Below are 17,712 nucleotides of genomic sequence, written 5' to 3'. Positions count from 1 at the left end.
CATGAAAGATTCTATACAAGTTTTTGCCCCGGCAACTGTAGCCAACGTGGTTTGCGGGTTCGACGTTTTGGGCTTTGCCGTAAATGAACCCGGCGATGAAGTAATTATGCGGGTAACCGATAAGCCAGGTATTACCATCAGCAAAATAACAGGGGATAATGGCCGGCTTCCATTAGATCCGGCTAAGAATACTGTTAGCGTGAGTGTTCAGCATTATTTGCAAAGTATTAATCGTACGGATATTGGGTTGGATATCGAACTGCACAAAAAGATGCCGATAGGCAGTGGCTTAGGATCAAGTTCCGCAAGCACAGTTGCTGGGTTGTTTGCTGCCAAAACATTGCTGGGTGATGAGACTGACGTAGCAAAATTATTGCCGTTTGCCATGAAAGGCGAGGAAATGGCTTGCGGACATGGGCATGCAGATAACGTAGCACCTGCGTTGATGGGCGGATTTGTACTCATTCGCAGTTATGAGCCTTTAGATGTGATAAGATTACCACATCCAAAAGGATTGTATTGCGCTATCGTATTCCCGGATGTAGACGTACCTACCCGTGAGGCCCGGCAAATCATCCGCGATAAGATATACATGAAAGATGCCGTTACTCAATGGGGCAATATCGCCGGATTGGTAAGCGGTCTGTTCATGAATGATATCGACCTGATTGGCCGCAGTATGAAGGATATCCTGGTAGAGCCGGTTCGTTCAATGCTGATCCCTGATTTTTATAAAATGCGCGAAATGGCTATGGGAATGGGTGCGGTAAGTTTTGGTATCTCAGGTTCAGGCCCATCGGTTTTCGCATTCACAAAGAGTGGAGAAGAAGCTAAGCAGATCGCTCAAAAATTACACAATCATCTTGCGTCTGCTGGCATCGGTTCAAATATTTATGTATCTGATATTAATGATCAGGGACCGAAAGTAATATAAACCCTAAGCTCTAAATTCTAAATCCTAATCTGGATTTTTTAGAGTTTAGAAATTAGTATTTAGAATTTAAAATATACGAAATTGAAATTTTATAGCACCAATAATCACTCTCACCAGGTTTCATTCAAAGAGGCTGTCTTTAATAGCATGCCGCAAGACAGAGGCTTATATATGCCTGTGCAAACACCAAGGCTTGATGACAGGTTCCTGAATAATTTAGATGGCTATACTCTGCCTGAAATCGCGTTCCATGTGGCCAAAAATCTCTTGGGTGATGACATACCTGATAGTGATTTAAGAACAATCATACAAGATGCAATCAACTTTTATGCACCGGTCGTGTCGCTGGAAGACAGCATAAATGTATTGGAATTATGGCATGGGCCATCATTAGCGTTTAAGGATTTTGGTGCACGCTTTATGAGCCGCGTGATGAGCTACTTTTTGCAGGAAGGCGAGAAGCAATTGGATGTACTGGTGGCAACCTCCGGAGACACAGGTGGTGCAGTTGCCCTTGGCTTTTTAGGCGTACCGAATACCAGAGTGACTATTCTTTATCCAAAAGGAAAAGTAAGTGGCATACAAGAATTGCAATTGACTACTAACGGGCAAAATATTCGTGCTATAGAGATCGATGGAACCTTTGATGACTGCCAGGCACTGGTAAAACAGGCTTTTACTGATCCCGAACTGAGTGAAAAATTCAGGCTTACTTCTGCCAATTCGATTAATATCGCACGTCTGATACCACAAACCTTTTATTACTTTAATGCTTATGCACAATTGCTGAAGCAGAACAAGGATAAAGTGGTATTCTCAGTCCCAAGTGGTAATTTTGGTAATATTGGCGCTGGTATTTTGGCATGGAAGATGGGTCTGCCTGTGGAACAATTCATTGCCGCAACAAACGCCAATGATACTGTGCCAGAATTTTTGAAAACAGGAGTTTACCAGGCTAAACCATCGGTACAAACTATATCCAACGCAATGGATGTAGGAAACCCAAGCAACTGGGTACGGATAGCCGATATGTTTAAAGCAGACCCTGATAAACTTACCAAAAAAGTGATCGGCTTTAGTTATACCGACGAAGAAACTACACAAGCTATTGAGAAGATATATAACAGCTACAATTATGTAGTTTGTCCGCATACCGCCATCGCCTGGCAGGCATTAAAAGACTGGCAGCAGGATCAGCCAACGGGAAAGGCTACCGGAGTCTTCCTTTCAACTGCTCATCCATGCAAATTCCCGGATGTATTGCCTGATCACATTTCAAAAGCCATCGTAATACCGGAGGAAGTAAAGAACCTGGAAGGTAAAACTAAACATGCCGCATCACTGGGAACTGACTTTGAAGGCTTCAGAAAATATCTGCTGAAACATGGGTAATATAGCTTTGACAACTTTTAAAAGTTGTCAAAGCTGCGCAATGATTGTAATCTATTTGCCTAACAGGTATTTAAACCCAACCCCCATAGTTCTGTTTGACACGGATAGCCCGGTATATTTGGTATAGGCAGCAAACCCCATATAAGTGAAAGCAAAGTCCAGCTTCTTATTAATTATTACACCTGCTTGTAACGGAAAGTTTGCCCAATAAGGCTCCAACTGGTAGGGTGAATTTTGTACAGTATTTGAAGCGGTATAGGTTATTTTATCATTTGCGTATGCCGAAAAGTTGAAGGAGACCCCGCCGTCTATGTAAATTTTAAAAGCATCCTTATTGTAAACATTAAATAGAATTTGAGGCGTAAACGCTGCTGTATACTGCCTGAATGTATATACACTACCATCAGGTAAATTAAATTTCGGATTCACGTAGTAAATAGAGAGCTCGGCCCGTAAAATTAGTTGCTGAACGTTTGGGTTAACAAATATGTCAAAGCCTGCATTTAATCGTGGTGAAGTGGTATACGAAGAAACCGCATAATTAACCAGGAAAAACTCGGTTTGAGTATAGTTTGCGCCAATACCCCCAAAAAATCGTGAACCTTTAGGCTCCATTTTTTGATTTACTGGTGCATTGTTTCCGTTTACATTGTCAACTATCTTTCTTAAGTTGCTTTCGGTAAAGCTCGCCCGTTCAGTAAAACTGATCAGACTTTTGTCATTGGCATCAAACTGGTTTATATAATAGCCCAGTTGACCTTTAAAGCCTGTAGACTCGGTTACAACATTGTCATCAGAATAATATTGATAGTAGTTTAGCTCAATGATAGGGCTTGCACTCTCTGCGATAAAAAATCGGTTTTTGATATCATCTTTTTGTTGGTACAGAGTAACGTGTTTGCCTGTTGTTACCTGTCTGAGGAATATGGTTTGCAACATTTTACTTGTGTCCGGCCCGGCAGGCAGATCAGGGAAGCTGGTTTTGTCCATACTTATCAAGCCTGAATAGCTGATGTAATGCTCCAGACCTGTAATCTCAAAAGTTTTTATTGTTTGCGGATCAAACTCCAAAGTTTCATTACCGTTTTCGTTTGTTTTAAAATGAATCGACTTTGGCGTACGGTCCCACTCCCGGTAGTCGATATAACCCTTTACGGTATCGCCATTGTTTTTTACAACAAAGCCCGGATGGTAATTGGATTGCGCAAAAAGAATAAAAGGGATTATTATAAATAGTGCGGTTAAATATGATTTCATTTAGGTTATTGTGATGGTGGTTTGGTTAATGATTAAAAATTTAAATCTATTTTAATGGAAAGCCTGGTAACTATTTACCGAACAAATATTTAACACCAACACTCATTGTCCTGTTGGCAATAGAAAATCCATCATAACTGCTGTACGAAGAAAAACCCGAATAAGTAAAAGAAAGCTCTACCCTTTTATTAAAGACCATGCCCGCTTGCAGCGGGAAGCTAGCCCAATACTTGTTAAGTGTGTATGGCGTTTGTGGGTCATTGGGAGAAGTTAAATAGTATAGTTTGTAGTTCGAGTATGTCGAAAAATTAAGCGAAAGACCCCCGTCTATATAAAATTTGAAAGCATTTTTATTATAAATATTGAATAATATCTGTGGGACTACGCCTGCTGTATACTGATTGAAGGAATAAAATGAGTTATAGGGTGTGGTAAACTTGGCACTGGCATATGATAGATTAAGTTCTGTCCTGATAATCAATTGTTGTACATTCGGATTAACAAAAAAATCGAACCCTGCATTCAATTTAGGGGATATGGTAGTTGAGATAATTGAATACGAAACCGGCTCCAGCCTATAAATGATAGCGTGAAATTCACTTTCTGTATAATTCGCACCCGCGCCTATAAAAAAACGAGTGCTTTTTTTATGCTGTTGGTTAACTAACCCCACATTACCGCCGTTTATTTTATCGACAATATTTTTCAAATCTACTTCGACAAATCCAGACTGTTCTATAGCGTTTATAAGGCTCGTATTACCGGGATTAAACTGGTTTGCATAATAAATTAACTGGCCTTTGTAATAAGTCGCTTCAGTTACTTTATTATCGTAGTGGTCTTTATTCCTTTTGTCTTCCATGTCCAGGTAATATTGGTAGTATTTTAATTCTACAATATTTCCGGATCGGTCCGCAATAAATAGCCTGTTTTTTGTATCGTCCTTTTGTTGATATAACGCCAGGTGCTTTCCGGCAGTTACCCGTTTCATAAATATACTCTGTAACGCCCTGCTGGTATCCAAACCGGTAGGCAAATTAGGAACACTGGTTTTATCCATGCTGATAAGACCTGTATAGCTGATGTAATGTTCCAAACCAGTAATCCCGAAAGCTCTAATGGATTGGGGATCAAATTCCGATACATTCCTGTCGGTTTTATTTACCTTGAACTGCACAGCTTTCGGAGTGCGGTCCCATTCGCGGTAGTCAATATAGCCTTTTACGGTGTCTCTATTGCTTTTTACAATGTAGCCTGGTTGATAATTAGATTGCGCAAAAAGTATAGAAGGTAGCGCAATAAAGAACAAAATAAAATAGAGTTTCATATAGTGTGATAATAGTTAGTCAGCGTATTTTATCAAAAGAAATATCGTAATCCTAAAGCATAAGATTGATTACTAACAGTAAAATCGGTAAAGGTTGTAAATTTTGAATAAGGCACATAGGTAGCCGAAATTTCAACTTTTTTATTGATGACAATGCCTGTTTGCAATGGAATGCTGATCCAGAAACTATTAAACTCATCTATGAGCTTAAGATCAACGTTAATAATGTCGGCACTTGTTGAAGATACATTGGAATATTTGGCAAAATTCGCCGAAACGCCTCCATTGATGTAAAATTTTATTTTCTCTTTATTGTAAATATTGTACAATAACTGTGGGATTACAGCCAGTTTATATTGATTAAATTTTAATTTGCCATAATTAGTAAGCGTTATCGGATAATTTACCCCACCATTTAGTGTTGATAATGAGACATCAGTTCGGAAAATGAACCTTTGAACGTTGGGATTAACAAACAGATCGAAGCCGAGATTGATCTCTGGTGAAGTATAATTCGAGTAAGATTTGATATCGTAGTAGAAACTGCCGGAGTTTGTTTTTACCTGGAACGCAGGATCGCGAAGACGTATTTTATCAAAGATGACCCCAGCACCCACGAAGAATCTTACACCTGACCTTTTATTTTTTGTATTTGCCGCAACATAATTAACCTCGTTTATTTTGTTAACCAATTTGCCGAGCTGTCCTTCTCCAAAGGATAAATTTTGCGCTGATTCTACAAGGCCGCTACTAACAGGTTTGTATTTATTAATGTAAAATATCATCTGCCCACGGTAAAACGCCCTTTCGACCGTATTATGCGCATTATCATAATACTGATAATACTTTAGTTCTACCGGCAATTCTTTTGACTCGGCAATAAAGAACCTCGTTTTGGTTTCATCATTTTGTGAATAAAGAGCCAAATGATTCCCCCTGATTATTGACTTCAGAAATATAACAGCTTGTATTTTGGAAGTGTCCAGTCTGCCTGGAAGATCAGGGAATACATTTTTATCAGCACTGATCGAACCATTATAACTTATATATTCTTCGACCCCGCTTATTCCAAAGCCTTTAATTTCCTGCGGACTGCATGGCTGAATCTCGCCGCTGCTTTTATTAAGGCGAAAGTTGATGGTTTTTGGAGTTTGCGCCCACTCCCGGTAATCGATATAACCTTTTACGGTGTCGCCATTGCTTTTTACAATGTAGCCAGGCTGATAATTAGTTTGTGCAAACAAATTAATCGCAAATACGGCAAGCAAAGCAGCAAGGAGTAATTTCATTGAATGTGATAATAGTTTAGGTCTCTAATATAGCAATTAAAATATTGCTTCTGCAATCTTTCTGGTCGGGCCTGCATTACTCATGGTATAAAAATGCAAAACAGGCGCGCCAAATTCAACCAGCTCTTTACATTGGTTGATCATCCATTCAATACCTACTTCGCGGGCGTCTTTATCACTTTTGCAGCCATTTATAGCATCGCAAAGATCCTCGGGCATGTCGATATGAAAGGTCTTTGAAAGATTGACCAGCTGTTTTGAATTAGTGATCGGCTTTAACCCTGGTATGATAGGGACATTGATGCCATTGGCCCGGCAGTTATTTACAAACTCGAAATATTTTTGGTTATCAAAAAACATCTGGGTAACAATAAAATTGGCGCCCATATCTACTTTTTGCTTCAGGTATTTGAAGTCGGTTTTTAAGTTGGGCGCTTCAAAATGTTTTTCGGGATAACCGGCTACGCCAACGCAAAAATCCGTTTTCAGATTTTCGGGGTTCTCATCGTGCAGGTATTTACCGTTGTTCATGTTTACAACCTGTTCCAGCAAATCTGTAGCGTAACAATGTCCGCCCGGAGTAGGGACAAATGAAGAATCGGCAAGACGTGCATCGCCCCGGAGTACTAACACATTCTCGATACCCAAAAACTGCAAATCTATCAGGGCGTATTCTGTCTCCACCTTTGTAAAACCACCGCAAAGCAGGTGCGGAACAGTGTCTACTTTATATTTGTTCATGATGGCTGCACAGATGGCTATGGTACCCGGCCTTTTGCGGTAGCTTACTTTTTCAAGCAAGCCGCTTTCATGCTGCTTATAAATAAAATCCTCGCGTAGCGACGTAACATCAATAAATGGCGGTTTAAATTCCATCAACGGATCGATGGCATCATAAAGCCCCTGTATGCTGTGTCCTTTTAGCGGCGGTATCAGTTCGAATGAAAAAAGTGTTTTGCCTTTTGCGTTTTGTATATGTTCGGTGATCTTCATTTTTCAGTAGCACTTGCAGTAGCAGTGGCAGTTTTGTTTAAGTTGATTTTTGCAGCTAAAATATATAGAAGCTGTTTAAGTTTTTAATGAACAAATATAAAAACATGTCATTTCGAACGAACCGGGGTAGGAATTGAGCTTCGGGTGAGGACAAGACTTATACGATTTGCAAAGTTCGTCATGCACAGTCGTATAAGTTTTCTCACCTGCGCCACAGCACATCCCACTCTGCAGATTCGAAATGACATATCTTTTTAAACAACTTTATATGCTTGCTGCTACTAACCCCTGCACCTGCCACCCTATTTAATAGTTAAGATTAGGTCCCATCCAGCGTTCAACGTCTTCAACAGGCATGTTTTTGCGTTTGGCGTAGTCTTCTATCTGGTCTTTGCTGATCCTGCCCAGGCCAAAATATCTGGCTTGCGGATGTGCAAAATAGAATCCGCTAACGGCTGCTGTCGGCGTCATAGCCATACTTTCTGTGAGCTGTATTCCTGTGTTTTCTTCAGCCTTTAATAAGCCGAATAAAGTGACCTTCTCGGTATGATCCGGACAAGCAGGATATCCCGGTGCCGGACGAATGCCCTGGTATTGCTCTTTGATCAGCTCTTCGTTGCTGAGTTCCTCATTCCTGGCATAACCCCAATATTCGCGGCGAACCAGTTCGTGCATTTTTTCAGCAAAAGCTTCAGCCAAACGATCGGCCAGAGCCTTTGCCATGATACTGTTGTAATCGTCGTGATCTTTTTCAAATTCTGCTACCAGTTCATCACAACCCACACCTGACGTTACCGCAAAGCCACCCCAATAATCTTTCACACCGCTATCTTTTGGCGCAATGAAATCGGATAAAGCATAGTACGGTTCGCCTTTAACTTTTTCAGCTTGCTGGCGTAGCGTATGGATAGTGGTTAAAACCTCCTTGCGGGTTTCATCAGTGTATAATTCGATGTCATCACCAACGCTATTGGCCGGCCAGAAACCGATCACAGCATTTGCTTTTAATAGCTTTTCTTTGATGATTCTCTTTAACAATACCTGTGCATCATCAAAAAGCTTTTTAGCTTCAACACCTACGTATTTATCCTCAAATATTTTAGGGTACGATCCGCGCAGCTCCCAGGTATGGAAAAATGGTGTCCAGTCGATATAAGGTACAAGCTCTTCAAGTGGGAACGACTCAAATACTTTTGTACCTGTAAAAGTTGGTTTTGGTGGGATAGAACCATTAAGGTTTATCTGCAGCCTGGAGTTCCGCGCCTCATCGATGCTTACAAAGCGTTTGTCCGAACGTTTGTTCAGATGCGCCTCGCGGGCTTTATCATATTCTTCTTTTACTGTTTGGATATAGCTGTCGCGGGTTTCTTTATTCATCAGGTTACTGCAAACACCTACGCTACGCGAAGCATCCAGTACATGGATTACCCCATGGTCATAGTTTGGCGCCACTTTAACAGCAGCGTGTATACGTGATGTTGTGGCTCCGCCGATCATAAGGGGAATCGTAAACCCTTCACGCTGCATTTCTTTGGCGAAATGCACCATCTCATCAAGAGATGGTGTGATCAGCCCACTCAATCCGATAATATCTACCTGATGTTTTCTTGCTTCTTCAATGATCTTTTGTGGCGGAACCATCACCCCAAGGTCTATTACCTCGAAATTGTTGCAGGCTAATACCACTCCGACAATATTTTTACCGATATCGTGCACGTCGCCTTTTACTGTAGCCATCAGCACCTTTCCGGCATTGCTGCGCTGATCTGCATCGGCGTTATTTGCTTTTTCCAGTTCGATAAATGGCAGCAGGTAAGCCACCGCTTTCTTCATCACGCGGGCCGATTTTACCACCTGCGGCAAAAACATCTTCCCCGCACCAAACAGGTCACCTACTACGTTCATGCCATCCATCAGCGGTCCTTCTATCACTTCCAGCGGTTTGGCGAATTTCTGTCGTGCTTCTTCCACATCATCATCCAGGTATTCGATAATGCCTTTTACTAAGGCATGAGATAAACGCTCTTCAACTGGTCCTTTGCGCCATTCCTCGTCCTTGACCACTTCCTTGCCTTTGCTTTTTACAGTTTCGGCGAATTCAACAAGGCGCTCGGTGGCATCCGGGCGGCGGTTAAGCAGCACATCCTCTACATATTCTAACAGGTCTTTTGGTATTTCTTCGTAAACCTCCAGCATCCCGGCGTTTACGATACCCATATCCAATCCGGCTTTGATTGCGTGATACAGGAAAGCCGAGTGCATCGCCTCACGCACCACATTGTTACCGCGGAACGAGAAGGAAATATTACTTACTCCACCGCTCACCTTAGCCAGCGGCAGGTTTTGTTTGATCCAGCGGGTGGCTTCTATAAAATCAACCGCATAATTATTGTGTTCTTCCAGACCTGTTGCAACGGTCAAAATATTCGGGTCAAAAATGATATCCTGCGGAGGGAAGCCAACTTCGCTTACCAAAATATCATAGCTGCGTTTGCATATCTCAATACGGCGTGCTAATGAATCCGCCTGACCTTGTTCATCAAAAGCCATCACCACCACGGCAGCGCCATAGCTTAATATTTTTCGTGCCTGATCTTTAAATTTATCTTCCCCCTCTTTCAGTGAGATCGAGTTAACAATACCCTTTCCCTGTAAACATTTCAAACCCGACTCGATAACGGTCCATTTGGACGAATCGACCATGATAGGCAATTTGGCAATATCAGGTTCAGACGCAATCAGGTTCAGGAATTTGGTCATGGCCGCTTCAGAGTCGATCATACCCTCGTCCATATTCACGTCGATCACCTGTGCGCCGCCTTCTACCTGTTGACGGGCAACCGTCAACGCGCCTTCATAATCCTCAGCCAAAATCAGCTTAGAAAATTTAGGTGATCCGGTAATATTGGTACGCTCGCCAATGTTCGCAAAGTTAGTTTCAGGTGTTAGGTTGACAGACTCTAACCCACTTAAACGCAGGAATGGTTCTATTTCGGGTTTGGTTCTTGGCGTTGCTTTGGCCGCTTTTTCGGCAATGCAACGGATATGTTCAGGCGTTGTACCGCAGCATCCGCCGACGATATTCACCATATTTGAATCGAGGAAATCTTCAATCAAATGCGCGGTTTCATGCGGCATTTCATCATAACCGCCAAACTCATTGGGCAAGCCTGCATTGGGATAAGCAGAAATGAACACATTAGCCTTTTCAGAAAGTTCCAGCAAGTGCGGGCGCATTTCTTTGGCACCTAAAGCACAGTTTAAACCAACAGACAACAGATCAGCATGGCGAACTGAGTTCCAGAAAGCCTCTACCGTCTGACCGGATAAGGTACGACCCGATGCATCCGTAATGGTGCCCGATATCATGATATTGGAAGTACTGCGGTAGCTGTTGCGGTCTTTACCCGCCGCGCGGCATTCCTGTTCGTATCTTTTTATAGCGTAAATAGCCGCCTTGGCGTTCAGCGTATCGAAGATGGTCTCGATCAGTAACAGGTCAGAGCCACCATCTACCAATCCGCGAACCTGCTCATAATAAGCTTCGGCCAGGTCATCAAAAGTAACGGCACGGAAACCGGGATCGTTTACATCAGGCGACATGGAGGCCGTACGGTTAGTTGGACCAACAGCCCCTGCCACAAAACGTGGTCTTTCAGGATGCTTTTTGTTGTATTCATCCACCACTTCGCGGGCAATGCGGGCGCCTTCGTAGCTCAGTTCGTAACCAAGCTCTTCCATGTGGTAGTCGGCCAGCGAAATGCGTTGTGTGCTGAAGGTGTTGGTCTCGATAATATCGGCACCTGCGTCAATATATTCCTGGTGGATAGCTTTGATCACATCCGGACGCGTAATATTCAGCAGGTCGTTGTTGCCCTTCAGATCAGAAGGGTGATCACGGAACCTTTCCCCACGAAAATCATCCTCGGTGAGTTGGTACCGCTGTATCATGGTACCCATCGCCCCGTCAATTACCAGTATGCGTTTCTCTAATTCTCTTCTTATATCCATTCTCTTAGATTTGAGATGTGAGATATGAGATGTGAGACAGGAAAACAGATTAGCATATCCAATCACACACAGATATCTCAGATCTTAGAATAGAGAGTTTTGACGCGAGTGAAAGAAGGTGAAAAAACCATCTCAAATCTCATATCTCAAATCTCACATCTAAAAAGGGCTTATTTCGAAAAGTCGGGTATAAAGTTGACTTTCGCTTATCTGTCCTATCCATTTTTGAGGCGGATAAGTAGAACGTAGCACCTTGTAAGCACAGGTTGCTAAGACTTCGCAGGGTCTAATCCCTCCGTCTTTCTCTATAAGCAGTGCAAATTTGCACAATAATGTTGTAAAGTCAAAATGGGGAATAGTTGTTAGTGTTGCTGGAGTGTCATTTTGGGAGGTATAGGCAATTAATTATTTTTAGACATGGAAAATGTAGCTTTTTCAGATTTAGTACGAGACATCATTCATACATCCGGAAAACTGGCTGCGCAATTTGGTTATGATTACGTCGATTCGGAACACTTGCTATTAGCAATTATTGATGAATCATTAAAAGACCCAAAGGGTGGTGGTGTTGTGCTCAAGACTTTTAAACAATTAGATGTTGACATCTTTCAGTTGATTGAATGTATCGAAAGAACTTTCGACTCAACCAAACGTCGATTATCATTGAAAAGATTCCATTAACACACAAAGCTGAGTTCATGATAAAAATGTCAGCCCTTGAGGCAAGATCACTTGGGAAATTTCATATTATAGAAGCAGAGCACATTTTATTATCCTATTTAAAGGTTGGTTCTGATTTTTCTAAAAATGAGTTGACTACTAAATTCAATTTGACTTACGACCGGGTTAAGGATTTTATCATAAAACTTGATTAAGCCCGCTCCTCTGGTTTAAGAGTTCATCGCAGCACTCTTAACGGCGTAGCCTTCTTGAGCGCCCTTTAAAAACAAAAACACTTGCGAAAAAATCAAAGATGATTGGTAGGACTGCGTCCGGCATTTATAGCAGAGATATATCTTTTTCCTTAAATGAACTTTAGGTACATTAAACCGGACAGAGTCCTTCATTTTCCTGTGTGATTTAAGTCGCCCTACGGAAGACTTAAACCAGTTGGGGGGAAGTGTCATTTATCGGATTGCAAATCCGATTGTTTTTTGGTTGTGGATTATAAATCCCGACCAACGCGAAGTATTTTGGTTAGTGTATCCAAACATTTGCCGGTTTAATTCAGATCGGAATTTTTACCTGTATATAACTGCCCATTTTGATTTAGGTATCGGTTATATACATATTTTCCTATAACATGATCACTCATTCTTTCAATAACGTCATCTGAAATATTCTTATTAAATAACACCTTTTCATAATTTCTTGCAACATTCAAATTATCGAAGTAGAAAATCTGAAATGTTACTGCTTGTGGACTTTGATATTTTTTAAGTAATTCAGAATTGATCGATTTTATATTCGATTCCTTCTTGGTGAAAACCAGTAGTGTATTAATATATCCCTTTGAATCTTTTTCAGTTTTTACTATTTGATAAATCGGTTTTTGTAGAAACATAAAACAGACTATAATTGAGATAAAAAGCTTGTTCATAAAAAAGCGACTTTGATTAGGTGACTAAATTTATGAATTACTTTCCATCCAAAATACCGGCATGATGGAATTTCGAATAAAATCCCATACCAAAGCAGGATTGCACAACCCACCCACCCCGTCCTGCTTGATTAACTATTAACTGACAGTGATCTAATCTGCTAGTTGTTTGTGATTACGATAGCTGTGGCCGGAATGCTACAGTAGTGAAGAAAGTTTCATTCAGCTTATGAGCATTATCATCGCATCAATGGGCCTATTTCCCGCTCATCAATTTTGCAGCTCTGATCTTTTGCAAATGTTCAAGAATTTTCGCTTTTGCCGAAAAACTGTAGGTGCTATCAGTATCAGGCGGCGACAAATAACCCCATTGCTCAACTTTGGTGTTAAATTCACCCTCAGTTATCGTCTTGATATTTTTTCCATTACTGGGCTTACATTCAAATGTACCTTTAATATGTTCTCCGTCATAAGATGCGATCACAAGGGTCCCGGTTTGTGAGATTATAGTATCATAAGGATCATCATTTAGCGTATAGGAGATGGAAGCAACATCGAAATCAGCTAAATCGTAAACGCCGGGTGCAGGATAGCCATCAAAAAAAATGGTTAAATCCTCTCCGCCTATTTTACCGGCATCAATTATTAAAGAATCATCAAAGTAGTCAGCTTCCGGTTTAAGCGATTTATATACTCCATCTACTTTGTACTTAAGGTAATTGTCGGGCGAAGGGCTGTTTTTTTTACATCCGTATATAACCGCTGTCATACATCCGGCTATAATGATTTTTCTGATAAGGTTCATAATGATAAAGGTATTTGTTTTAGTGATAGACTGCAATCACTCTTTAATGGTTTAATATGGAATCTTCATGTAGGATAGAAATACTTTTACACACCACTTCTCTTTCTGCCCAAAGAGTGGCAACTTCGCGGTTGTTGGGATTACACCGATTATATGAAGATTACACCGATGTTGTTTGTGAAATCCTAAATCAAATCTGTGTAATCACGAATAAATCTGTGTAATCAAATGGAATCTCACTATAAAAAAATTGCTGCTGAACTATCCGTTGCCGAAAAACAGGTGACCACCACCGTAGGCTTGCTGGACGAAGGTGCTACTGTTCCCTTTATTTCGCGTTACCGCAAAGAGCTGACTGGCAGTCTGGACGAAGTACAAGTAGCCGCCATCCGCGACCGCATACAACAACTCCGCGACCTCGACAAACGCCGCGAAGCGATCCTGAAATCGCTTACCGAAATGGGCAAACTGACGCCTGAACTCGAAAAACAGATCAACGAAGCGGAGACGATGGTGTTATTAGAAGATATCTATCTGCCCTACCGTCCAAAACGCAAAACCCGTGCTACTGCTGCACGCGAAAAAGGTCTGCAGCCTTTAGCTGACTTGGTACTTGAGCAAAAGAAAATCGACCTTGAACTTGAGGCAGCAAAATATATTGATGAAGAAAAAGGTGTAAGCTCTGTTGAAGAAGCATTAGCCGGGGCAAGGGATATCATTGCTGAGCACATCAGCGAAAATGCCGATGTGCGTACCAAAATGCGTGCGCTGTTTTTGGAGAAAGGCACTTTTCAATCAAAGGTGATTACCGGAAAAGAGGAAGAAGGCATCAAATACAAAGATTATTTCGATTGGACGGAGCCTGTAAAATCGGCCCCATCGCACCGTGTACTGGCTATGCGTCGTGGTGAGAAAGAGGAAATACTTTGGCTCGACCTTCAGCCGGAGGAAGATGAGGCAATACAATTATTAGAAGGCCTTTTTGTGAATGGTAATAATGATTCATCACGCCAAATTCAACTGGCGATAACTGATGGCTACAAGCGCTTGTTGAAACCATCAATGGAGACAGAGATACGCTTGTTCACCAAAAAACAGGCGGATGAAGAAGCTATACGTGTATTTGCCGAGAACGCGCGTCAGCTACTAATGGCTGCTCCACTTGGTCAAAAACGTACTATGGCTATCGACCCCGGTTTCCGTACAGGCTGCAAAGTGGTGTGCCTGGATGAACAGGGAAAATTATTGGAATATACAGCCATTTTCCCGCACACTGGTGCAGGCGGTGCAACCGAGGCTGAGAAAACAACCCGTCACCTGGTAAGTAAATATGCCATCGAGTCAATCGCAATCGGTAACGGAACTGCAGGACGGGAGACCGAATTGTTTGTCCGTAACCTGAATTTGCCAGGCGTTCAAATCGTAATGGTGAATGAAAGCGGGGCGTCCATTTATTCCGCATCGGAGGTCGCGCGCGAGGAATTCCCGGATAAAGATGTGACGGTGAGGGGCGCCGTTTCCATCGGTCGCCGTTTGATGGATCCGCTGGCTGAGCTGGTGAAGATCGACCCAAAATCCATCGGCGTTGGCCAGTATCAGCATGATGTGGATCAGAATAAATTGCAAAGCTCATTGGATGATACCGTGATCAGTTGCGTAAATGCCGTGGGTGTTGAATTGAATACTGCATCAAAACAAATATTGGCTTATGTATCGGGACTTGGTCCGCAGCTGGCGCAAAACATTGTGGATTACCGGAATGAGAATGGTGCATTTAAATGCCGCGATCAGCTAAAAAAAGTAGCCCGTTTAGGTGATAAAGCCTATGAACAGGCAGCAGGTTTCCTTCGTATCCGCGACGCGGAAAATCCACTGGATACCAGCGCTGTCCACCCGGAAAGATATAATGTAGTGGAGCAAATGGCTAAAGACCTGAAATGCTCCGTGAAAGACCTGATGAGCAATCAGCAGCTGCGCAAAAGCATTCCATTACAAAAATATGTGACGGAAACGGTTGGTCTGCCTACGCTGAACGATATTATGGATGAGCTTGCCAAACCAGGCCGCGACCCTCGTGAGCAGTTCGAGGCTTTCAGCTTTACAGAGGGCGTAAATGCCATTACTGATTTGAAAATTGGCATGAAGCTGCCTGGTATCGTTACCAACATTACCAACTTCGGGGCATTCGTAGACATCGGCGTTCACCAGGATGGTTTGGTGCATTTGAGCCAAATCACGCACCGCTATATTAAAGACCCGAATGAGGTTTTGAAAGTTCACCTAAAAGTTGAAGTGACGGTGACTGAAGTAGATGTAAACCGTAAGCGGATATCGCTATCGATGAAAGCTCATGAGCCACGTGAGCAGCAACAGAGACCACGCGAGCAATCAAAACATCAGCATAAACCGGCAGAGAAAAAAGTTCAAAATCAACCGGAAACTGATATGGCTATTAAGCTGGCTGCGTTGAAGGGAAAGTTTAAGTAAAAGATAAAATTAACAAACACGACGGGTGTCATGCTGAGCCTGTCGAAGCATGGTGCGTAGAGGCCTCTACGCGCGACCCTTCGACAGGCTCAGGGTGACAGCCCGCTTATAAGGTTGTCACCCTGATTTTATAGTAATCCCAATAAAAGCTTTGTAAACTTATTCCAAAGTGATCTGTCTTCTGATACTTTCTTCAAGTGAGATGAAAGTTTCGGTGCGCTGAATACCTTTAACGCTTTGGATGTGCTCATTCAGCACTTCGCGCAGGTGATTGGTATCGTGGCAAACGATCTTGGCGAAAATGCTGTAACCGCCTGTGGTATAGTGTAGTTCTACAATTTCCTTAATGCCTTTCAGTTGTTTTACTGCTTCGTGATATTGTGATCCCTTCTCGAGATAAATACCCAGGAAAGCGGTAATATCATAGCCCAGTTTCTGCGGATCGACCTCAAGACTGGCGCCTTTTATAACGCCCATTTCCTCTAATTTTTTCATGCGGACGTGGATTGTTCCGCCGGAAACGATCAACTCTTTGGCGATTTCGGTGTAGGGAGTTGTCGCATTTTTCATCAAAATCGACAAAATCTGGATGTCGAGATTATCAATTTCTAAATTTTGAGCTTTTCTGTGGGACATAAATTTTAATTTCTCTATTTAAATACAAGTTTAATTAAAATAAAATTAAAAATAAAAATATTTTATTGAAATATTTGCAAGAAATCGATAGTCCCATTAAATTTGTAATAAGCATTTAGATAATTATCTACCGTTCTTTAAGTGTTTCTATAATGTTGGGTGGTGAAATTTTTGGCAGACACACCTCCTTGTCCCGGTGGCGGAGATCATGGGAAACCAGCTTGCTGGCTAACCACTCCTTGAAGGTTCGACCCCTTCCCCAACAGCTTAAGTCAAAGGTCTGAAGCCATAAGTTGAGAGTCGTTACTCCTACTTTCAGTTTGTGACTACAGGCCCAGACTTAAATATACTGTAGGATGGTGAAATTTTTGGCAGACACACCTCCTTGTCGCGGTGGCGAAGATTAATGGGAAACTTTCAGCAATGAGAATAACCACTTCGTGAAGGTTCGACTCCTTCTCCTACAGCCCTTCTCATAATTTAGGTTTATAATTGGTTAGTAAAGACCCCTGCCCATCAGGGGCTTTACTGTTTTTAGACGGTTCCTTTTTCAGTTGGCAGTTATTAGTTTGCAGTAGGCAGCAAATTTGATTCAAATTGCAATCGCTTTAATTTGCACATCTCCTCATCTGCACATCTGCACATTCACCCATCTGCACATCTGTTGCATCTCTCCCCAAAGTTGTAGAGTAATGCAACACTTATTTCTATCTTCTGGGTGGTAGCTACACATAAAATGCCTTTTTTACAGGCTTGGCACGGTTATGAGGCCATGGTTAATAACATTAACAAAAAAAATACGACTATGAAAAAATTAGCATTAATGCTGATGTTATCAGCTTTCACATTCTCTTCAATTGTAGCTTCAGCTCATTCAACAATGCAACAAGATACAACTAAGAAGAAAAAAGAGACTAAAAAAGATACCACAACTAAAAAGCCACAGCGCTAATCATTCCTGAGGGAAGTTTACCTTAATTA

The 17,712-nt window shown here is 41.9% G+C and carries 12 protein-coding genes and 1 riboswitch; of the genes, 5 read left to right on the top strand and 7 right to left on the bottom strand.

Annotated features, from left to right (window positions below; translation table 11 throughout):
• Position 1 precedes the first annotated feature (1 nt).
• Both VIM89_RS12670 and thrC read left to right on the top strand, forming a co-directional pair.
• The gene (locus VIM89_RS12670) at positions 2-934 is read left to right on the top strand and encodes a homoserine kinase (protein ID WP_488156526.1); all 933 of its coding nucleotides are present in this window, start codon (positions 2-4) and stop codon (positions 932-934) included.
• A gap of 81 nt (positions 935-1,015) precedes the next feature.
• Positions 1,016-2,326 (top strand): threonine synthase, encoded by a 1,311-nt coding sequence (gene thrC / locus VIM89_RS12665; protein ID WP_488156525.1) that lies wholly within the window; start codon positions 1,016-1,018, stop codon positions 2,324-2,326.
• Between the two features lie 51 nt (positions 2,327-2,377).
• Here thrC and VIM89_RS12660 read toward each other — a convergent pair whose 3' ends face one another.
• From VIM89_RS12660 to metH, 5 genes are all read right to left on the bottom strand, one after another.
• The gene (locus tag VIM89_RS12660; protein WP_488156524.1) at positions 2,378-3,583 is read right to left on the bottom strand and encodes a hypothetical protein; all 1,206 of its coding nucleotides are present in this window, start codon (positions 3,581-3,583) and stop codon (positions 2,378-2,380) included.
• Positions 3,584-3,653: 70 nt separating this feature from the next.
• Positions 3,654-4,910 carry a hypothetical protein gene (locus VIM89_RS12655; RefSeq protein WP_488156523.1) on the bottom strand — a complete coding sequence of 419 codons (1,257 nt, stop codon included), beginning with the start codon at positions 4,908-4,910 and terminating at the stop codon, positions 3,654-3,656.
• A gap of 32 nt (positions 4,911-4,942) precedes the next feature.
• Positions 4,943-6,199, bottom strand: a complete 1,257-nt coding sequence (locus tag VIM89_RS12650; protein WP_488156522.1) for a hypothetical protein — start codon at positions 6,197-6,199, stop codon at positions 4,943-4,945.
• Between the two features lie 36 nt (positions 6,200-6,235).
• The gene (gene metF / locus VIM89_RS12645) at positions 6,236-7,192 is read right to left on the bottom strand and encodes a methylenetetrahydrofolate reductase [NAD(P)H] (protein WP_488156521.1); all 957 of its coding nucleotides are present in this window, start codon (positions 7,190-7,192) and stop codon (positions 6,236-6,238) included.
• Between the two features lie 306 nt (positions 7,193-7,498).
• On the bottom strand, positions 7,499-11,203 hold the full coding sequence (gene metH / locus VIM89_RS12640) for a methionine synthase (RefSeq protein WP_488156520.1): 3,705 nt from the start codon (positions 11,201-11,203) through the stop codon (positions 7,499-7,501).
• 203 nt (positions 11,204-11,406) lie between these two features.
• A riboswitch (SAM riboswitch) is annotated at positions 11,407-11,517 on the bottom strand.
• Between the two features lie 103 nt (positions 11,518-11,620).
• Between metH and VIM89_RS12635 the strand changes: the two genes are divergently transcribed.
• On the top strand, positions 11,621-11,884 hold the full coding sequence (locus VIM89_RS12635; RefSeq protein WP_488156519.1) for a Clp protease N-terminal domain-containing protein: 264 nt from the start codon (positions 11,621-11,623) through the stop codon (positions 11,882-11,884).
• A gap of 1,175 nt (positions 11,885-13,059) precedes the next feature.
• Here the strand turns inward: VIM89_RS12635 and VIM89_RS12630 are convergent.
• Positions 13,060-13,608 (bottom strand): DUF6252 domain-containing protein, encoded by a 549-nt coding sequence (locus VIM89_RS12630; RefSeq protein WP_488156518.1) that lies wholly within the window; start codon positions 13,606-13,608, stop codon positions 13,060-13,062.
• 228 nt (positions 13,609-13,836) lie between these two features.
• On the opposite strand from VIM89_RS12630, the gene VIM89_RS12625 reads away from it, so the two are divergent.
• Positions 13,837-16,095, top strand: a complete 2,259-nt coding sequence (locus VIM89_RS12625) for a Tex family protein (RefSeq protein WP_488156517.1) — start codon at positions 13,837-13,839, stop codon at positions 16,093-16,095.
• A 159-nt stretch (positions 16,096-16,254) separates the two neighbouring features.
• Here the strand turns inward: VIM89_RS12625 and VIM89_RS12620 are convergent, their stop codons facing one another.
• Positions 16,255-16,731, bottom strand: a complete 477-nt coding sequence (locus tag VIM89_RS12620) for an Lrp/AsnC ligand binding domain-containing protein (RefSeq protein ID WP_488156516.1) — start codon at positions 16,729-16,731, stop codon at positions 16,255-16,257.
• 805 nt (positions 16,732-17,536) lie between these two features.
• On the opposite strand from VIM89_RS12620, the gene VIM89_RS12615 reads away from it, so the two are divergent.
• Positions 17,537-17,683 (top strand): hypothetical protein, encoded by a 147-nt coding sequence (locus VIM89_RS12615; RefSeq protein ID WP_488156515.1) that lies wholly within the window; start codon positions 17,537-17,539, stop codon positions 17,681-17,683.
• The last annotated feature ends 29 nt before the right edge of the window (positions 17,684-17,712 follow it).

It is taken from the genome of Mucilaginibacter sp. (assembly GCF_036568825.1).
Classification (GTDB): Bacteria; Bacteroidota; Bacteroidia; order Sphingobacteriales; family Sphingobacteriaceae; genus Mucilaginibacter.
Note: the sequence above shows the minus strand (reverse complement) of the source record. Positions and strands in the feature narration are given on the sequence as shown.

Excerpts from the sequence above, each read along its gene's own strand:
- VIM89_RS12670 (WP_488156526.1), top strand. The coding sequence starts at position 2 with ATGAAAGATTCTATACAAGTTTTTGCCCCGGCAACTGTAGCCAACGTG.
- VIM89_RS12660 (WP_488156524.1), bottom strand. The coding sequence starts at position 3,583 with ATGAAATCATATTTAACCGCACTATTTATAATAATCCCTTTTATTCTT.
- VIM89_RS12655 (WP_488156523.1), bottom strand. The coding sequence starts at position 4,910 with ATGAAACTCTATTTTATTTTGTTCTTTATTGCGCTACCTTCTATACTT.
- VIM89_RS12650 (WP_488156522.1), bottom strand. The coding sequence starts at position 6,199 with ATGAAATTACTCCTTGCTGCTTTGCTTGCCGTATTTGCGATTAATTTG.
- metF (WP_488156521.1), bottom strand. The coding sequence starts at position 7,192 with ATGAAGATCACCGAACATATACAAAACGCAAAAGGCAAAACACTTTTT.
- metH (WP_488156520.1), bottom strand. The coding sequence starts at position 11,203 with ATGGATATAAGAAGAGAATTAGAGAAACGCATACTGGTAATTGACGGG.
- VIM89_RS12635 (WP_488156519.1), top strand. The coding sequence starts at position 11,621 with ATGGAAAATGTAGCTTTTTCAGATTTAGTACGAGACATCATTCATACA.
- VIM89_RS12630 (WP_488156518.1), bottom strand. The coding sequence starts at position 13,608 with ATGAACCTTATCAGAAAAATCATTATAGCCGGATGTATGACAGCGGTT.
- VIM89_RS12625 (WP_488156517.1), top strand. The coding sequence starts at position 13,837 with ATGGAATCTCACTATAAAAAAATTGCTGCTGAACTATCCGTTGCCGAA.
- VIM89_RS12620 (WP_488156516.1), bottom strand. The coding sequence starts at position 16,731 with ATGTCCCACAGAAAAGCTCAAAATTTAGAAATTGATAATCTCGACATC.
- VIM89_RS12615 (WP_488156515.1), top strand. The coding sequence starts at position 17,537 with ATGAAAAAATTAGCATTAATGCTGATGTTATCAGCTTTCACATTCTCT.